At 36.9% G+C, this 15,224-nt stretch carries 13 protein-coding genes; 12 read left to right on the forward strand and 1 reads right to left on the reverse strand.

The genetic code is table 11. The features are described 5' to 3' along the window. From ACQKP0_RS10450 to argS, 6 genes are all read left to right on the forward strand, one after another. Positions 1-663 carry an ATP-binding cassette domain-containing protein gene (locus ACQKP0_RS10450; protein WP_427405776.1) on the forward strand — a complete coding sequence of 221 codons (663 nt, stop codon included), beginning with the start codon at positions 1-3 and terminating at the stop codon, positions 661-663. A 73-nt stretch (positions 664-736) separates the two neighbouring features. Next, positions 737-1,159, forward strand: a complete 423-nt coding sequence (locus ACQKP0_RS10455; RefSeq protein WP_427405777.1) for a hypothetical protein — start codon at positions 737-739, stop codon at positions 1,157-1,159. Positions 1,160-1,221: 62 nt separating this feature from the next. Beyond that, complete coding sequence (locus ACQKP0_RS10460; RefSeq protein ID WP_427405778.1) at positions 1,222-2,067, forward strand: hypothetical protein; 846 nt, start codon at positions 1,222-1,224, stop codon at positions 2,065-2,067. A 247-nt stretch (positions 2,068-2,314) separates the two neighbouring features. Continuing rightward, positions 2,315-3,061 carry a sulfite exporter TauE/SafE family protein gene (locus tag ACQKP0_RS10465; RefSeq protein WP_427405779.1) on the forward strand — a complete coding sequence of 249 codons (747 nt, stop codon included), beginning with the start codon at positions 2,315-2,317 and terminating at the stop codon, positions 3,059-3,061. A 122-nt stretch (positions 3,062-3,183) separates the two neighbouring features. Beyond that, positions 3,184-3,630 carry a DUF1934 domain-containing protein gene (locus tag ACQKP0_RS10470; RefSeq protein WP_427405780.1) on the forward strand — a complete coding sequence of 149 codons (447 nt, stop codon included), beginning with the start codon at positions 3,184-3,186 and terminating at the stop codon, positions 3,628-3,630. Between the two features lie 3 nt (positions 3,631-3,633). After that, positions 3,634-5,304, forward strand: a complete 1,671-nt coding sequence (gene argS, locus ACQKP0_RS10475; protein ID WP_427405781.1) for an arginine--tRNA ligase — start codon at positions 3,634-3,636, stop codon at positions 5,302-5,304. Positions 5,305-5,827: 523 nt separating this feature from the next. On the opposite strand, the gene cls is transcribed toward argS, so the two are convergent. Beyond that, positions 5,828-7,033, reverse strand: coding sequence for a cardiolipin synthase (gene cls / locus ACQKP0_RS10480; RefSeq protein ID WP_427405782.1), 1,206 nt, complete (start codon positions 7,031-7,033; stop codon positions 5,828-5,830). Between the two features lie 305 nt (positions 7,034-7,338). Between cls and ACQKP0_RS10485 the strand changes: the two genes are divergently transcribed. The 6 genes from ACQKP0_RS10485 to ACQKP0_RS10510 all read left to right on the forward strand — a co-directional run bounded on the left by ACQKP0_RS10485 (position 7,339) and on the right by ACQKP0_RS10510 (position 15,206). Then, positions 7,339-9,453 carry a heterodisulfide reductase-related iron-sulfur binding cluster gene (locus tag ACQKP0_RS10485; RefSeq protein ID WP_427405783.1) on the forward strand — a complete coding sequence of 705 codons (2,115 nt, stop codon included), beginning with the start codon at positions 7,339-7,341 and terminating at the stop codon, positions 9,451-9,453. 355 nt (positions 9,454-9,808) lie between these two features. Next, positions 9,809-10,990, forward strand: coding sequence for an acetyl-CoA C-acetyltransferase (locus ACQKP0_RS10490; RefSeq protein WP_427405784.1), 1,182 nt, complete (start codon positions 9,809-9,811; stop codon positions 10,988-10,990). A gap of 144 nt (positions 10,991-11,134) precedes the next feature. Beyond that, positions 11,135-11,986: a 3-hydroxybutyryl-CoA dehydrogenase gene (locus tag ACQKP0_RS10495; RefSeq protein ID WP_427405785.1), complete on the forward strand. Its 852-nt coding sequence runs from the start codon at positions 11,135-11,137 to the stop codon at positions 11,984-11,986. Between the two features lie 174 nt (positions 11,987-12,160). Then, entirely contained in the window at positions 12,161-13,291 is a 1,131-nt protein-coding gene (locus ACQKP0_RS10500; protein WP_427405786.1) for an acyl-CoA dehydrogenase, read from the forward strand. A gap of 43 nt (positions 13,292-13,334) precedes the next feature. Then, entirely contained in the window at positions 13,335-14,474 is a 1,140-nt protein-coding gene (locus ACQKP0_RS10505; RefSeq protein WP_427405787.1) for an acyl-CoA dehydrogenase, read from the forward strand. Positions 14,475-14,576: 102 nt separating this feature from the next. Then, positions 14,577-15,206, forward strand: coding sequence for a TetR/AcrR family transcriptional regulator (locus tag ACQKP0_RS10510; protein ID WP_427405788.1), 630 nt, complete (start codon positions 14,577-14,579; stop codon positions 15,204-15,206). Positions 15,207-15,224 lie beyond the last annotated feature (18 nt).

A 15,224-nucleotide genomic window follows, 5' to 3' on the forward strand; every position in this document is an offset into this window, starting at 1 on the left:
ATGAGTCGATATATAGTTATTGAAAATGTTTCAAAAACGATACAAAGTCACACGGTATTAAATAATATTAACCTACAATTAATGAAAGGAAAAATATATGGATTTAGAGGCAAAAATGGTTCAGGGAAAACGATGCTGTTTCGAGCGATTGCCGGGCTTATCCGTCCATCAAAAGGGACCATTGTTGTAGATGGGAAGACTATTGGGAAGGATATTTCTTTTCCTGAGAATTTAGGTTTGCTTATAGAGAGTCCAGGATTTATTCCAGAATATACAGGCCTGAAAAACTTAGAGCTTCTATCCTTTATCCAACGCAAAATTACTAAGGAACAAGTAGAAGAAGCAATTAAGAAAGTAGGTCTAGATCCCAAGGATAAAAGGAAGTTTAAAAAATATTCTCTCGGAATGAAGCAAAGGTTAGGGATTGCACAAGCAATAATGGAGAACCCCGATCTCATCATTTTAGATGAACCGACGAATGCTTTAGATGAAGAAGGGGTCGAGAGTATAAATCAAATCATTCTTGACTTAAAGAACGCTGGGAAAACGATTTTAATCGCTAGTCATGATCGGGAATCATTGGATAAAGTTTCTGATGAAATTTATCAAATTGACGGAGGGAAAATAGTTGGACATGAGGTGATTACTCATGTTGCGGTCTAAAAAAACTAGATGGATTCTCGTTTTAATATTCTTATTCCTTTTCGTTAGTTTTAGCCTTTTTCGTTATCAGCAAGTGAATCGCCCATATAAAGATTATGCTGTAATTGAAATGAAAGAAACGTTGGGGAAACCTTTTACAGTCAAAGATCTTACCTACACCTTTGGTAAGCCATCAATGAAAGAGTTAGATAAAGAAATTCTTTATGAAGTTCCACTACAAATTGAAAATACAACAAAAGAAATAATAAATCTTGGACTTGATATATCTATACGGAGCAATTCAGTAAATAATGAAATAGATCTTGAACGATTTCTTTCACATCCACTAAATAAGAATATAAAACAAGGATTTTCGCCAAATTCTACAACAAAGGTGATGTTGATTTATTCGATGCGAAAAGAATGGGGAGTAGACCTTAAATCAAAAGCTGATCTTTATCTTCTTAAATATAATCAGGGGAAAATGTACAAGCATAGAATTTCATTAAATGATTAATTTAATTTTTGTTTTAAATGCACATGGAATGTGTTTTTTATGAGAAAAAGAATAAAAAGGCGGTGAATGAAAAAGTGAAAGTGAAACAGTTAGTTGTGCCAATCATAGTGATTGCTATTATGTCTGCTTTTTTGTTATATCAATTTGATTTTTTTGGTAAACCTCAATCAAAGACAAGTAGTTCAACTGGGGATGAGGTTTCCATAAACAAGATAAAAGACGAAACGAAAAACAATGCAGAATATCCAGAAAAGGAAAAAATTCTTTTAAGAATGCTAGATTCAATAGACTACATTAAAACCTTGGAAGGGGAGTACCAAGTATTTAGCCGCGATGTGAATGAAGTATGGACTACTAAATATGCCGTAGATGTTAAGGGAAGAAGATCAGTAGTTTTTTCTGTAGAAGATAATAAAACAATTTTGAGGTTGGAAAAGGAAAAGAAAAAAATAGAGTTTTATGAGAATGACCATACTTATCAAGAATTTCCGCCTGTACCAATGTCTAAAAATGAGGATTATGCGAAACTCAGCCCAACTGAAAGGCTATATGGGAAAGATAGAACTGATGATACTTTTGCCAAGGCAGCAAACGTAATCCATACAGAAAATTCTATTTACCTTATTAGATATGAAGACTGGAACTTTAAAGAAGTAACCTATCTGGGGCTGCCCAGCTATAAGATAACAGGAGTAATAGATAAGTCAGTGTCAGAAAGTTTGGCTGGAAAATTTGATATGATTGTTGAAAAAAGCGCAGGGCTTTTATTGTCTTTCAATGTTTATGATGAAAACAATAAGGTGAAGCATTACTTTAAAACTAAGAGTATCAAAATAGATAAAGGGGTAAATGAAAAGGTCTTCGAAAAGGATCTTTCAAAATATAAGAAGATTGAAAATGCCCATTAATAAGATAAAACGCTTTTAAATTTGACGCTTGTATTCGAACAGGCGTTTTTTGTTTTTTTAACTTTATTATTTTTGAACTGAAAAATTAAAAGACACCATCTAATGTGGAATAAAGTCCTTTTTACAAAAAACAGTTTCTAATAAAATACCTTTCATTAGAAAAAGGAATTTAATACGTTATAATAGTCAAGTAATTATAAAAATGATTCGCTGATTTTTTGAATTTTGTTTGAATGGAGTGACAGCCATGGCTATTGTACTTACCATGCTCGTCCTAGGAGCAATTCTTGGCTTTATTGGAGCAGGTGGCTCAGGATTTATTATTGCAATACTTACCCTTGTGTATAAGGTTCCTATTCATATAGCTTTAGCGACCTCTTTAACGGCAATGGCGTTTACTAGCTTATCAGGAGCATTCAGTCATTACCGAGAAGGAAATATTTCTGTAAAGGCAGGGCTTCTTGTCGGTGGGTTTGGTGCTGTTGGGGCATTTATTGGCTCTAAAATTGCAGCGTTTATCCCGACGAATGATATGCATTATTTAACAGCAGGAATGCTATTTCTTTCGGCACTCTTATTAGTATTTCGCTTATTTTTTATGAAAAAGAGGGAGAAGAATACCGATGCTTGGTCAATAAACTTGGTTACATTGATGAAAGCAGCTATATTAGGTATCAATACAGGGATTCTCTCAGGTACGTTCGGAATTGGTTCAACACCTTTTATTCAATTAGGTCTTCTAACCTTTTTAGGTCTGTCTCTTCGTCAATCAGTGGGGACAACGATGCTTGCCATTGTTCCAATCGCTGTTGGAGGCGGTGTTGGCTTTTCATCTGAAGGCTTCTTAGATGTTGTGCTACTACTTCAAGTATTAGTTGGTACGATGCTAGGTGCGTATTTCGGTGCTAAATTTACTAATCTTGTACCGAAAGCGATTTTAAAAACAGCAATGATTATGACACCAGCTCTTAGTGCACTATTACTAATCTTATAGTGGATTGATTTTCTTATGAAATATTTTTATACTTAATAGGTTATAATGAAAATCAAAAAATTTTATATATATGAATTTAGGTTATAAATGGGTGGGACGTTTTTCTTCATTCCTACCTTCTTATGACCTTTGAAAAGGATGAGAAATATTTGGCAGCTGATATCAATCAAATTCCTGTCAATATTCACTTAAAGACAGTTATTAAACAGGATCAAGAAGAAGATAATTATGAACTAATGCTGCAGGGGCTTTTTTATCAAAAAGGAAATGCCGCCTTTTTGAAGTATGATGAAGTACTGGAAGAGGGAACGGTACATACGATTGTTAAAATGTCTGACCGAGATGCAGTGATTTTACGTAGTGGAGCTGTTAAGATGCGGTTAAGTTTTCATGCCGATGTGGAGAAAAACGGATCCTATGAAAGTCCATATGGCACATTATTGCTATCAACAAGGACAAAAAAGATAGAAACAAGTGAAGGTCAATTTTTATTAAAATATGATCTTTGTATGAATGGTGAAGTATCCGGAACATATGAAATGTACATCACATATAGGGAGGCAAAATAATTCATGAATATTGTTGAACAAATTCAATTCAATTTAAAAAATGAAATTAAAGATGCAGTATTAAAAGCTGGCTTAGCAACTGAGGAGCAAATTCCAGATATTATATTAGAAACACCAAAAGAAAAAGCACATGGTGACTATGCAACGAATATAGCGATGCAGCTTGCACGAGTTGCGAAAAAAGCACCAAGAATGATTGCAGAAGCGATTGTTTCTCACTTCGATACTTCTAAAGCATCCATTGAAAAAATTGAAATTGCCGGACCAGGTTTTATTAATTTTTATATGAATAATAGCTACTTAACAGATCTTATTCCAACAATTATCGAAGCTGGTGATGGATACGGCCAAACAGACTCAGGAAAAGGACAAAAGATTCAAGTTGAGTTCGTATCAGCTAATCCAACCGGAGATTTACATTTAGGACATGCTCGTGGTGCGGCAGTAGGGGATTCCTTATGCAATGTTTTGGCTAAAGCTGGCTATGATGTCAGTCGTGAATACTATATTAATGATGCAGGAAATCAGATTCATAATTTAGCTGTATCTGTTGAAGCTCGTTATTACCAAGCCCTTGGCATGGAAAAAGAAATGCCAGAGGATGGCTATCATGGAAAAGACATCATTGGAATTGGTAAAAAGTTAGCTGAACAATACGGTGACGAATATACGAAAAAAAGTGATGAAGAGCGCTACGAATTTTTCCGTCAGTATGGGTTAGAGTTCGAAATGGAAAAATTAAAAAAGGATTTGGAAAATTTCCGTGTCCCATTTGATGTATGGTATTCTGAAACTTCTCTTTATAAAAACGGAAAGATTGATGACATGCTGAAGGTTCTTCGTGAAAGAGGGCATGTCTATGAATTGGACGGTGCAACATGGTTCCGTTCAACGACTTTCGGGGATGATAAGGATCGAGTACTTATTAAAAATGATGGATCTTATACGTATTTAACTCCAGATATTGCTTACCATAAGGATAAATTTGACCGTGGCTTTGAAAAGCTGATCAATATTTGGGGTGCCGATCACCATGGATACATTCCACGGATGAAGGCAGCGATGGAAGCGTTAGGCTTTAACCCAGCTGATTTAGAAGTGGAAATCATTCAGCTTGTTCATCTTTATAAAGATGGCGAAAAAATGAAAATGAGTAAACGGACAGGAAAAGCAGTAACGATGCGTGATTTGATTGAAGAAGTAGGTCTTGACGGTGTTCGTTATTTCTTTGCAATGAGAAGTGCCGATACTCATTTAGATTTCGATTTAGACTTAGCTGTTTCACAATCAAATGAAAACCCTGTTTATTATGCTCAATATGCCCATGCACGTATTTGCAGCATTTTACGCCAAGGGGAAGAACAAGGATTTGTCGTAGATAAAGAAGCAAGCTTTGACTTAATTAAAGCGGAAAAAGAAATAGAAGTATTGAAGAAAATAGGTGATTTCCCTGCAGTCGTTGCTGAAGCGGCAGAGAAACGAATCCCTCACCGCATCACGAATTATATTAATGATTTAGCATCAACCTTCCATAGCTTTTACAATGCAGAAAAAGTATTAGATAAAGAAAATACTGAACTGACAAAAGCACGCCTAGCATTAATTAAGGCTGTACAAATCACATTAAAAAATTCATTAGCGTTAATCGGTGTTTCTGCTCCAGAAAAAATGTAATAGCATCGAAAGTGAAAACAGGTATCTAAGGATACCTGTTTTTTCGACTTAAATTTTATCTAAGGTAATTAATCAAACGTTTGATTAAAAAAGGAGAATTACTAGTATTCACGCCGTTTTTCATGGAAATGTTCTCCGAAAAATGTAGAAGAAAAACATCTTGTATAAAAGAAATAAGCAATTTAGTTAAAGAACCTCCGTTACCCGAGGTGTTTCTACAAAATCTATTATCTAAACCACTTAAACACAATTAATCAAACGTTTGATTAAAAAAGATGAACTGCTTGTATCCATACTGTTTTTTAAAAATAGGTTCTATGAAAATTGTCGAGAGAAAATCACTCAACTAAAGAAAATGAGCAAGTCAGACAAAGAAACCACATGACACGACATGTATTGACATAATACCCCATCTTTGTCACTAGAAAATTATTAATCAAACGTTTGATTAAAAAATACGGGAAACTAGAAATGAAGCTATTTTCTTAAAGGATAGCAACCAAAAATTTGTCGAGTAATTTCCTTATAAAATATCGGCAATTGCCCTTGCACCGAGTTCTTTTATTTTTGATAGGAAGGTTGTATTAAGAAGTTCATCTATAGTAACTTGATGAGAATCTAAAATATCCTTTTCAACGACTTTAGTCATTCTTTCGATGAAATCTTGATCATAAATATAACAATTTAATTCATGATTCAGAAAGAAGCTTCTTCGGTCAAAATTTGCTGTTCCAATTTGACATACGGATTGATCCACAAGCATCACCTTTGCATGATAGAAACCGTTTAAATACTGGAAAATTTCAGCCCCATCTGTAATTAAGCTGCGGAAATAACGGAAAGAGGCTTCTTTTACTAACATATGATCGGCTTTTTCAGGAACCAAAATTTTGATCGCTACTCCTCTTTTTAATGCAGAAGTAAGACTGTTTAATATACGAATCGATGGAATAAAATAAGGTGTTCCAATATAAATGATATCTTTGGCATGGTCAATAAGCTTGCAAACTTCTGTTTCAAAATACAGTCCATCCGTTGGAAAAAATCGATGTAACATAGGTCCTTTACCTAAGTCGGGAAAATACTTTTTTTCCTCAACATAAGATTTACCAGTAGCCCTTAGCCAATTTACCAAAAATTCTTGTTGCAAGTCTGTAACGCTTTCTCCAGTAAATCGTAAGCAATAATCACGCCAAGGAGATAAGATTGGATCCTTATCTATGTACTCTTTTCCAACATTATAGCCGCCGACATAGCCAATCTTTCCATCAATGACTGCGCATTTGCGATGATTTCTTTGTTGCAGAGTAAAAAATAAAAAAGGGAAACGCGGCCGATGGCAAAAGGCTATTTCCACTCCAACCTTTCTTAATTTCCTCACCAATGTTTTTGGAATACTATGGCTCCCAATCCAGTCTAATAGCAGTCGTACTTCTACACCTTCTAAAGCTTTTTGTTCCAATAATAATAAAAAGTCTTTGCTAAATTGATCACCTTTTACAATATAAAACAGAACATGGATACTAGATTTTGCTTTTCTTATATCAGAAAAAAAGATTGAAAATAAATCGTTTCCTCGTGTAACCAGGTGAATATCTCCTTTCCGCTCTGGATACTCCCTCTTTTTTAATTGTTTTTGGTAATTTCTTTTTCCTATAAAATAATCTGCTGCACATAGAGCAATGATTATTAAAAGAAATACGATCAATATCCAAAGCCATGTCAGCATAAATCTCTCTCCCATTTGAAAGATGACGTGTTGATTAGTATTTCCATAAATCCGATAAACATGAGGGGCAGGAACTACATAAAAGTTATATCAGCTAAAGCATACTCTACAGGACTTTATCAGAAATACATTTTTTCAAGGAAGAATATCAATAATTAACTCTTCTTTGAAAATAAAGCATAGTCGAAAAATTTTTAATAAAATCGTTGACTGAATGCTCATTCACTATATAATATAATTAAGCAACATTCAGAAAATTTAGGGGTATTTATAGGAAAGTATTATATGGAGGGGATGGTATCATTATGTCATGGTTACTATGGGTGAACTGGATTGCGTTCCTTTTTGTAACCGTTTACGCGGTCTCATTATTTGTTTATGTAGTTAAAACCCGAATTCAATATATTAAACTGGGGAAAAAAGTTGAATTTGATAATCGTGTAAAAGAACGCTTGCAAAAGATTTGGGTGAATGTGTTTGGTCAGAAAAAATTGCTTAAGGATAAGAAGAGCGGTGCGATTCATGTCATGTTCTTCTATGGCTTTATCCTAGTCCAATTCGGAGCAATTGATTTCATTTGGAAAGGTCTTGGACCAAATTCTCATTTACCGTTAGGTCCGCTTTATGCTGGATTTACATTCTTCCAAGAAATCGTCACACTTGTCATTTTAGTAGCAGTTGTTTGGGCGTTTTATCGCCGTTATATTGAGAAATTAGTTCGTTTAAAAAGAGGCTTTAAATCTGGACTTGTTCTTTTATTTATTGGCGGATTAATGGTATCGGTATTGATCGGAAATGGGATGGGCATTATTTGGCATGGTGAAGAAGTATCATGGACAGAACCGATTGCTTCACTCGTTGCCTTAGCATTTGGCTGGATTGGAAAAACAGCTTCCATCGTCATTTTTTATATTGCTTGGTGGGTGCATTTAATATTCCTACTCTCATTCCTAGTCTATGTTCCACAATCTAAGCATGCCCACTTAATTGCTGGACCTGCGAATGTATACTTAAACCGTCTTGATGGTGCTGGAAAGCTAAGCAAGATCGATTTTGAAGATGAATCACAAGAGTCCTATGGTGTTGGAAAAATTGAAGATTTCACCCAGCATCAATTAGTTGACCTATATGCGTGTGTTGAGTGTGGACGTTGTACGAATATGTGTCCTGCAACCGGTACGGGGAAAATGCTTTCTCCGATGGATTTGATCCTCAAATTAAGAGATCATTTAACGAATCATGGTGCAGCTGTCACATCAAAGCAGCCATGGGTACCAACCTTTGCCTTTGCGAATACAAAAGGAAATCAAATTGCATTAGCAAGTGCAGGGCAAGGTGCAGAGGAATCAGCAGCAGCGTTAAGCTACAATCCGAACCTTATTGGAGAGGTCATTACTGAAGAAGAGATTTGGGCATGTACAACGTGCCGTAACTGTGAAGATCAATGTCCGGTTATGAATGAACATGTCGATAAAATTATTGATCTGCGCCGTTATTTAGTTTTAACAGAAGGAAAAATGGATGCAGATGCTCAAAGAGCGATGCAAAACATTGAAAGACAAGGAAATCCATGGGGGTTAAATCGCAAAGATCGCGAAAAATGGCGTGATGCCCGCGAGGATGTTCATATTCCTACCGTAAAAGAAGTGAAAAAAGCCGGAGAAGAATTCGAATACCTATTCTGGGTTGGCTCCATGGGCTCCTTCGATAACCGTAGTCAAAAAATCGCACTTTCATTTGCAAAGCTTCTGAATGAAGCAGGTGTAAAATTTGCGATTCTAGGAAACAAGGAGAAAAACTCTGGTGATACTCCGCGTCGTTTAGGAAACGAATTTTTATTCCAAGAGTTAGCCGGACAAAATATTGCTGAGTTTGAGAAAAACGAAGTGAAGAAGATTGTTACGACTGATCCTCATGCCTATAACATCTTTAAGAAGGAGTATCCTGATTTCGGTTTAGAGGCAGAGGTTTACCATCATACAGAGCTTCTTTACCAATTAGTGAAAGAAGGCCGACTAAAACCAAAATATGAGGTAAATGAGAAGATTACATTCCATGATTCATGCTATTTAGGTCGCTATAATGAGGTGTATGACCCACCAAGAGAAATTTTAAAGTCTATTCCTGGTGTGAAGCTGGTAGAAATGCAAAGAAACCGTGAAAAAGGAATGTGCTGTGGTGCTGGCGGCGGCTTAATGTGGATGGAAGAGGATACTGGACATCGCATTAACGTTTCTCGTACCGAACAGGCATTAGCTGTTAGCCCATCTGTTATTAGTTCCGGATGTCCATACTGCTTAACGATGTTATCGGATGGAACAAAAGCGAAGGAAGTAGAAGAAACAGTTAAAACTTATGATGTGGCTGAATTACTTGAAAAAGCTGTTTGTGGTGAACAAGAGCAAACCATTGCATCATAAAAAATCAGCTAATGATCGATATATTAGTGGAATTGACCGATATATTTGAAAACTGGCCGATATAATAGCAAATTGGCTGATATTATTAAAAACTGACCGATAAATTGACCTGTAGTAGAAATTGAGCACATAAATAATTGTGAATTTTTAATAAAGTGTTTCAATTTCTACTATTTTTTCGATAAAATAGTGTTAACGATAATTATTGACTGAACATTTGAATAAAAAAATATTTTATAAGGGGCTTTTTAAGTCCCTTTTCAAAAAGCTGTACGTTGAGCGAGCGTTCAGTCAACTTCTTGTAAGCGGTTACTATATTTAAAGCATCATCTATTTCTTAAAGGAGAGGATTAAGATGTCAAAGACAGTCATTGTCAGTGGAGCAAGGACACCTTTTGGAAAATTCGGTGGAAAATTAAGTTCACTTACTGCCTCTGAGCTGGGAGGAATAGCCATTAAAGAGGCATTGAAACGGGCAAATATCTCACCCGGAGATGTAGGGGAAGTCATTTTTGGTTCCGTTCTGCAAGGAGGGCAAGGACAGATACCTTCAAGACAGGCTGCTAGATTAGCAGATATACCGTGGGAAGTGAAGACAGAAACGATTAATAAAGTATGTGCTTCTGGAATGAGAAGTGTGACATTAGCGGATCAAATCATTCGTGCGGGTGATGAGGATATCATTGTTGCCGGTGGGATGGAATCGATGTCAAATGCTCCTTATATATTACCCAATGCACGCTGGGGCTTAAGAATGGGTGATGCCGATGTAAAGGATTTAATGACATATGATGGCTTAACATGTTCATTTTCTGGTGTTCCTATGGGTTCTTACGGAAATCATACTGCTCGTGAGTTCACCATTTCAAGAGAAGAGCAGGATGTTTGGGCATTGAGGAGTCATGAAAGGGCAGTAAAGGCAATCCGAGAAGGAAAGTTTGCAGAAGAAATTGTTCCAGTGGAAGTGCCGCAAAGAAAAGGAACTCCTCTTATTGTGAAAGATGATGAAGCGCCAAGAAGTGATACATCTATTGAAAAATTAGCGAAATTACCATCCGCTTTCGATAAGGATGGAACGATAACTGCGGGAAATGCCCCAGGGGTGAACGATGGGGCAGCGGCATTTGTCCTAATGAGTGAAGAAAAAGCAGCAGAATTAGAACTCGAACCACTTGCATCTATTGTTGCTCAAACAGCTGTTGCAATTCCAGCTAAAGATTTTCCGCAAACACCTGGTTTAGTGATTAATGAGCTGTTAAAGAAAACGGGGAAAACATTAGATGAAATTGACTTATTTGAAATCAATGAAGCTTTCGCAGCTGTTGCTCTTGCAAGCGGTAAGATAGCAAATTTAGACACTGAAAAGGTAAATGTCAACGGTGGAGCCATTGCACTTGGTCATCCAATTGGTGCGAGCGGAGCAAGAATAATCTTGACTCTTATTCAAGAGCTAAAACGACGTGGCGGCGGAATTGGAATTGCAGCGATTTGTTCAGGCGGAGGTCAAGGCGACGCTATTATGATTGAAGTGAAGTAAGAAACAACTAGGACTTTAGTAGTGATTCGTGCATAAAAAGTACTTTTTCGTGCGGATCTCTATCTCATTCGCGCGAATAATCGGTTATTTCGTGTGAATTGGTGTCTGTTTCGTGCAGATAATTTTTCAGAGGGGGTATTTCACATGGAAATTCAAACAGTTATGGTCATTGGTGCTGGACAAATGGGTTCAGGAATTGCTCAAGTATGTGCACAAGCAGGATATAAGGTTTATTTAAATGATTTAAAAGAAGAATTCGTCGAAAAAGGGATGGGAGCTATTTCGAAGAATTTATCACGACAAGTGGATAAGGGAAGAATGACTGAAGAAGAAAAAAGCGACATTCTTTCAAATTTTATTTCATCTACTAGTCTACAAGACTCTGAAAAAGTAGATATTGTGATTGAAGCAGCTGTGGAAAATATGGAAGTAAAGAGCAAAATTTTTAAGGAATTAGATCAATTTGCACCGCCTCATGCTATTTTAGCTTCAAATACATCATCTTTACCAATTACAGAAATTGCAGCCGCAACCAATCGACCGGAAAAAGTGATTGGTATGCATTTTATGAATCCTGTCCCAGTAATGAAGCTAGTAGAAATTATTCGTGGACTCGCAACTGCAGATGAAGTATATCAAGCAGTAGAAGATATGACTAAGTCATTAAACAAGATTCCGGTAGAAGTCAATGATTTTCCAGGATTTGTTTCAAACCGAGTATTGATGCCAATGATTAATGAAGCCGTTTACACCTTATATGAAGGAGTGGCAACAAAAGAAGCGATTGATGAAGTAATGAAGCTTGGGATGAATCATCCAATGGGACCTTTAACCTTAGCAGACTTTATTGGTTTAGATACATGCTTGTATATTATGGAAACCTTGCATGAAGGCTTTGGAGACGATAAATATCGCCCTTGTCCACTTCTTAGAAAATACGTAAAGGCTGGATGGCTTGGTAAAAAATCTGGCAGAGGATTTTATACTTACGAATGATTTCGGTGGCTTTTTTCTAAAACCGACTGAAAAATCAGCTGTATGGTAAACGTGGAGCGATTTCTTAACGTAGTAAAACTATAGAAAGTGTATACCATACAGGGTTTTATTAGTAACAACAAAACCTTTCTTACTAAAACAGTTTGTAAACGACTTGATTAAGGGGAGACAATAATGAATCTACAATTCACCGAAGAGCAGAAAATGATGAGGAAAATGGTTCGTGACTTTGCAGAAGCAGAAATTGCTCCTTTCATAGATAAGATGGAAGAAGGAGAGTTTCCTAGAGAAATTATTCGCAAAATGGCAGATTTAGGGTTGATGGGTATAACGATTCCGGAAAAGTATGGCGGTTCAGAAATGGACTTTACCTCATATATCATCGCGATCAATGAGTTATCGAGAGTAAGTGCAACTATTGGTGTTATTTTATCCGTGCATACATCGGTTGGAACGAACCCAATCCTATATTTCGGTACAGAGGATCAGAAGCAAAAATACATTCCAAAGCTTGCGTCAGGGGAATATTTAGGAGCATTTTGTTTAACAGAGCCTAGCGCAGGCTCAGATGCAGGGAATTTGAAATCTAAAGCAGTTAAAAAAGGTGACCATTATGTCCTCAATGGCTCAAAAGTGTTTATTACAAATGGCGGGGAAGCAGATACTTATATCGTATTTGCGAAGACGAATCCAGAGGCTGGGAAGGATGGTATTTCGGCATTTATCGTCGATAAAAATACACCAGGTCTGGTTATAGGTAAAGATGAACACAAAATGGGGCTACATGGCTCTCGTACAGTACAGCTGACATTTGAAGATATGGCTGTTCCTACTGAAAATTTACTAGGGGCGGAAGGCGAAGGATTCAAGATTGCGATGGCTAATTTAGATGTAGGCAGAATTGGAATTGCCGCTCAAAGCCTGGGGATTGCAGAAGCCGCACTTGAAAAATCTATTGCATATGCAAAAGAACGTGTTCAATTTGGAAAACCTATTGCTGCACAACAAGGGGTAGGGTTTAAGATCTCTGATATGGCAACCAATGTGGAGGCTGCCAAAATATTAGTTTATCGTTCCGCAAATTTGCGGACATTAGGGCTCCCTTGTAAAACGGAAGCATCGATGGCGAAACTATTTGCTTCTCGTACATCAGTAGAAGTAACAACCGAAGCGATTCAAATATTCGGAGGTTATGGATACACAAAAGACTATCCAGTAGAAAGATACTTCCGTGACGCCAAAATTACCGAAATCTATGAAGGAACAAGCGAAATACAACGATTAGTCATAAGCAAACAATTATAGAACACAAGGTTTCGATGTAAACAATAGATAGGGGAAGATAAAGATGAATTTTAAGTTATCTGAAGAGCATGAAATGATTCGAAAAATGGTTCGTGATTTTGCGGAAAACGAAGTGGCACCAACTGCTGTTGAGCGTGATGAGGAAGAACGCTTCGATCGTGAAATTTTTGATAAAATGGCTGAACTCGGTTTAACCGGGATTCCTTGGCCAGAGGAATATGGTGGAATTGGGAGCGACTATTTAGCTTATTGTATTGCTGTTGAGGAGCTCTCAAGGGTTTGTGCTTCTACAGGTGTAACTCTTTCAGCACATACCTCTCTTGCTGGCTGGCCAATTTATAAATTCGGTTCTGAGGAGCAAAAGCAAAAATATTTGAAGCCTATGGCACAAGGTGAAAAAATTGGCGGCTATGGATTAACAGAACCTGGTTCCGGTTCAGATGCGGGCGGAATGAGAACAACTGCTAGATTAGAAGGAGATCATTACGTACTGAATGGTTCAAAAATCTTCATTACAAATGGTGGAATCGCTGATATTTATGTTGTATTTGCTTTAACTGACCCGACAAGCAAACATAAAGGAACAAGTGCATTTATTATCGAAAAGGATTTTCCTGGTTTCTCCGTTGGGAAAAAGGAGAAAAAGCTAGGCATTCGTTCATCACCGACAACGGAAATCATTTTTGAGGAATGTAAAGTTCCAAAAGAAAACTTATTGGGTCAAGAAGGGGAAGGCTTCAAAATTGCGATGATGACTCTTGATGGAGGACGTAATGGAATCGCAGCGCAAGCAGTTGGTATCGCTCAAGGAGCTCTAGATGCATCTGTAGCTTATGCAAAAGAGCGTCATCAGTTTGGTAAACCTATTGCGTCTAATCAAGGGATTTCTTTTAAACTTGCAGACATGGCAACTAGTATTGAAGCCTCACGTCTTCTAACTTACCAAGCGGCATGGCTGGAGTCGAATGACCTACCATATGGAAAAGAGTCAGCAATGTCGAAGCTTCTAGCCGGAGATACAGCTATGAAGGTAACAACAGAAGCGGTTCAAATCTTTGGCGGCTATGGATATACAAAGGATTATCCTGTTGAGAGATATATGCGTGATGCAAAAATTACCCAAATCTATGAAGGTACACAAGAAATTCAAAGACTAGTAATCTCGCGAATGCTGACAAAGTAACAACTAATAAGAATAAAAACGGTCAAAGGGGTATTCGATATAACGAAGAAACAGACAGAGGATCGGGGTTCCTTATATCTGATTGAGAAAGCAGTTGATTTTGTGAGTAATAAAAGAGCAGTACATGCATCGGTAAAGGATGAGCGTCTTGTTAATATGCGAAGGACGCAAATGATTCGAGGAGCGGTAGCCCTTTTTAAACAAAAAGGGTTTCACCGTACAACAACGAGAGAAATTGCCCAAGAAGCCGGATTTAGTATTGGTACATTATATGAATACATTCGTACAAAGGAAGATATTTTATATCTCGTCTGTGACAGCATTTATGATCAAGTTCGAGACCGCTTGCAAGGAATGGATTTAGAAAAGGGGACACTTGAAAGCTTGAAGCTCGGAATTGCCTATTATTTTAACATCATGAACGAAATGCAAGATGAGGTTTTGGTTATGTATCAGGAAGCAAAATCATTATCCAAAGATGCATTGCCATATGTGTTAAAGAAAGAAATGGAAATGGTAGGCATGTTTGAAACTTTGATTCGTCGATGTATTCAAAATGGTGAACTGGAAATGGATGATCCACATGTTGATTTATTAGCCCATAATATTTTTGTTCAAGGCCAGATGTGGGGATTTAGACGTTGGGCACTTCAAAAGAATTATTCGATCGAAGAATATATTGAATTACAAACGAATCTGCTTTTTAAAGGAATCTATGGATTTGAAAAATGACGACGAACAGGGGGAGAA

The sequence above is a fragment of the Heyndrickxia sp. NPDC080065 genome, from assembly GCF_050281185.1.
Lineage (GTDB): Bacteria > Bacillota > Bacilli > Bacillales > Bacillaceae_C > Heyndrickxia.

Bases quoted from the DNA above. Each gene is read 5' to 3' on its own strand.
- ACQKP0_RS10450 (WP_427405776.1), top strand. From the start codon at position 1: ATGAGTCGATATATAGTTATTGAAAATGTTTCAAAAACGATACAAAGT.
- ACQKP0_RS10465 (WP_427405779.1), top strand. From the start codon at position 2,315: ATGGCTATTGTACTTACCATGCTCGTCCTAGGAGCAATTCTTGGCTTT.
- ACQKP0_RS10470 (WP_427405780.1), top strand. From the start codon at position 3,184: ATGACCTTTGAAAAGGATGAGAAATATTTGGCAGCTGATATCAATCAA.
- argS (WP_427405781.1), top strand. From the start codon at position 3,634: ATGAATATTGTTGAACAAATTCAATTCAATTTAAAAAATGAAATTAAA.
- cls (WP_427405782.1), bottom strand. From the start codon at position 7,033: ATGCTGACATGGCTTTGGATATTGATCGTATTTCTTTTAATAATCATT.
- ACQKP0_RS10485 (WP_427405783.1), top strand. From the start codon at position 7,339: ATGTCATGGTTACTATGGGTGAACTGGATTGCGTTCCTTTTTGTAACC.
- ACQKP0_RS10490 (WP_427405784.1), top strand. From the start codon at position 9,809: ATGTCAAAGACAGTCATTGTCAGTGGAGCAAGGACACCTTTTGGAAAA.
- ACQKP0_RS10495 (WP_427405785.1), top strand. From the start codon at position 11,135: ATGGAAATTCAAACAGTTATGGTCATTGGTGCTGGACAAATGGGTTCA.
- ACQKP0_RS10500 (WP_427405786.1), top strand. From the start codon at position 12,161: ATGAATCTACAATTCACCGAAGAGCAGAAAATGATGAGGAAAATGGTT.
- ACQKP0_RS10505 (WP_427405787.1), top strand. From the start codon at position 13,335: ATGAATTTTAAGTTATCTGAAGAGCATGAAATGATTCGAAAAATGGTT.